This window comes from Streptomyces sp. NPDC091272 (assembly GCF_044757485.1).
In the GTDB taxonomy this organism is placed as follows: Bacteria; Actinomycetota; Actinomycetes; order Streptomycetales; family Streptomycetaceae; genus Streptomyces.
The window spans coordinates 1-2,789 of the sequence record NZ_JBIVVC010000026.1 but is presented as its reverse complement, the minus strand read 5'-3'; the positions used below and the strand labels follow the sequence as shown (position 1 = coordinate 2,789).

2 protein-coding genes are annotated in these 2,789 nt (G+C 67.8%); one reads left to right on the top strand and one right to left on the bottom strand.

Going from position 1 to position 2,789, the window contains the following annotated elements; translation table 11 throughout:
- Window positions 1-449: 449 nt before the first annotated feature.
- The gene (locus tag ACIQM4_RS34570; RefSeq protein ID WP_401599548.1) at window positions 450-1,457 is read right to left on the bottom strand and encodes a stage II sporulation protein M; all 1,008 of its coding nucleotides are present in this window, start codon (window positions 1,455-1,457) and stop codon (window positions 450-452) included.
- 127 nt (window positions 1,458-1,584) lie between these two features.
- Between ACIQM4_RS34570 and ACIQM4_RS34565 the strand changes: the two genes are divergently transcribed.
- Window positions 1,585-2,700: an RDD family protein gene (locus ACIQM4_RS34565; protein ID WP_401599547.1), complete on the top strand. Its 1,116-nt coding sequence runs from the start codon at window positions 1,585-1,587 to the stop codon at window positions 2,698-2,700.
- The last annotated feature ends 89 nt before the right edge of the window (window positions 2,701-2,789 follow it).

Below are 2,789 nucleotides of genomic sequence, written 5' to 3'. Positions count from 1 at the left end.
GCGTTGACTTTTGGCACGCTGTTGAGTTCTCAAGGAACGGACGCTTCCTTCGTACTCACCCCTGCGGGCTTTCCTCCGGACGTTTTCGTTCGGTGATTCTTTGTTTCTTTTGTGTTGTTGCGTTTCCGACTCTATCAGACTGTTTCCAGTGCCGATTTCCTCGGTCCCGCTCGCTTTCCAGGTTCTTCGCTTTCGCGTTTTCCCTTTCCGGCGGTTCCGACTCTATCAGAAGCGATTCGGCCGAGCTAATCAGCCTTGGTGATTCTGAAAGGGGAATCGGATGGCTCTCATTGGAATTGATATTCCGGGAGAGCGAGCTAGAGACTAGCTGGCTGCCGTCGAGCTTGTCCAACTCGTGGCAACCGTTCGAATCTACCTACCCCTTTGGACCATGTCAATGGCTTTTGGGGCGTTGGGAAGACTAGCAGGTCAGCGGGGGTGGGTGCACATCACGCTGCTGTGGGGAGCTCGGCGCTCTGATCAGCGCTTTCGATGTCCCCACGCTCACCGGTTCGAGCAGCTCGACCGCCCCATGCGTATACGTACACAAGGAACGCGGCCTCTGCCGCGACCCCGATGGCGATGCGGGCCCAGGTAGGAAGGCCGGACGGGGTCACGAAGCCCTCGATCAGGCCCGAGACGAAGAGTACGAGTGCCAGACCGACGGCTATGCCCAGAGCTGCCCTGCCCTCCTGCGCCACAGCGGCACGGCGGGTGCGTGGTCCCGGGTCGACCAGGGTCCAGCCGAGCCGGAGACCGGTGCCCGCCGCGACGAAGACCGCGGTGAGTTCCAGCAGGCCGTGCGGAAGTACCAGGCCCAGAAAGGTGTCCAGGCGACCGGCGGAGGACATCAGGCCGATCCCCACACCGAGGTTGAGCATGTTGACGAAGAGGATCCAGAGCACGGGAACGCAGAGGAACGCGCCGAGGACCAGGCACATGGCGGCCGCTTGCGCGTTGTTCGTCCAGACCTGGGCGGCGAACGAGGCCGCCGGGTGGCTCGAGTAGTACGTCTCGTACTGGCCCCCCGGGCGGGTCATTTCGCGGAGATCGGACGAAGCGCCTATCGACGCCTGTACCTCGGGATGGGCGGCGATCCACCAGCCGATGACCGCGGCCACCAGCACGGACAGCAGGGCCGTCGGGATCCACCAGCGCCGGCTGCGGTAGACGGCGGCGGGAAAGCCCGCCGTCAGGAAGCGGCCCGCGTCGCGCCAGGAGGCCCGGCGGCTTCCGGTGACGGTGGAGCGGGCGCGGGCCACGAGTTGGGTGAGGCGGGCGATGAGGGCGGGGTCAGGGGCGGTCGACCTGAGCAGTGAGAGGTGCGTCGAGGTGCGCTGGTAGAGAGCGACCAGCTCGTCGGCCTCGGCGCCGGTCAGGCGGCGTCCTCGGCCCAGGAGTTGGTCGAGACGGTCCCACTCGGTGTGGTGGGCGGTGACGAAGACGTCGAGGTCCATGGTCGGCTGCTGCTCCAGGCACTGGGTCCGGGTCCGGCGGGAAGGCACAGCACTGCGCGCGCTGAGGGTCAGCTTGGCAGACTGAGGATTTCCAGGGGTGGCGCAGGTCTGCGAGAGGTGAGCACCGGTGAGTGAGTTCGTTACGGGCGACGCGGTGGTACTCGGGGTACGGCCTGCGCGTCTGCCGAGCCGGGCACTGGCCTTGCTGATCGACATGGCGGTGGTGTGGTCGGTGTACCTCGCGGTGACGGTGGGGCTGGCGTTCGCCACTGCTTCGCTGGACGGTGCTGCCACCGCGGCGATCATGGTGGCTTCGTTCCTGCTGGTGCTCGTGGGGGTGCCGATCGCCGTCGAGACGCTCACACGGGGGCGCTCGCTGGGGAAACTCGCGTGCGGTTTGCGGGTGGTGCGCGACGACGGGGGTCCGATCCGGTTCCGGCACGCATTGGTGCGGGGGGCCGTCGGCGTCGTCGAGATCCTGATGACCTTCGGGGTCATCGCCTGCATCGCTTCGCTTGTCTCGCAGCGCGGGCGCCGGGTCGGGGACGTGTTCGCCGGCACGCTGGTGGTGCGGGAACGGGTGTCGGCAGGGCGGACGGACGCGGTGCCCGCACCGCCGCCGTGGCTGGCGGGACGGTTCGCGGAACTGGATCTGTCACGGGTCCCGGACGGGCTCTGGCTGGCCGTACGCCAGTACCTGACGCGTATGCGGCAGTTGGATCCCCGGGTGGGCGATGCCATGGCGGGCCGGTTGGCCGCTGACCTGGCGGGGCTCACCGGTGTTCAGGTTCCGGCCGGTGTGCCCGCGGCTGCCTACTTGGCGGCGGTGGTGCACGAGCGGCAGGTACGGGACACCCGGCGGGCGTTCCGCGCCTCAGGTGCTAGGTCTGTTGCGGGGGCCGATACGGGGTCCCATGCGGGGGCCGATACGGCCGATACGGGGTCCCGTGCGGGTGGCGCCGGCTGGCAGGGGCCGTCTGATCCGTTCGCCGCTCCGTCGCCTGTCCCTGCCGCGGGCCCCGGGCCTGATCTTGGCTCTGGCACCGGTCCGGGGCCGGGGCCAGGGCCATTCCCGGGAGCAGGTCCGGGATTGGGTCCGGGATTGGGTCACGAGCGGGGTCAGGAGCCGGGGGTCGGACCTGAACGTTCACCTGCTGCCGCATCCCCGGTTGCTCCTGTCGGTGAGGCGGCCGGAGGGGACAGGAGGGCCGCTGGATCCACCGGGTTCGCGCCACCGGCCTAGGTCGTTTCTGATGGCTCTTGGTGGGCTGGGTGGATCTTTCGGTCGGGTGGGAAGTGGCTTCGTATGGTGCGACGACATGAACTCACCGA

Bases quoted from the DNA above. Each gene is read 5' to 3' on its own strand.
- ACIQM4_RS34570 (WP_401599548.1), bottom strand. From the start codon at position 1,457: ATGGACCTCGACGTCTTCGTCACCGCCCACCACACCGAGTGGGACCGT.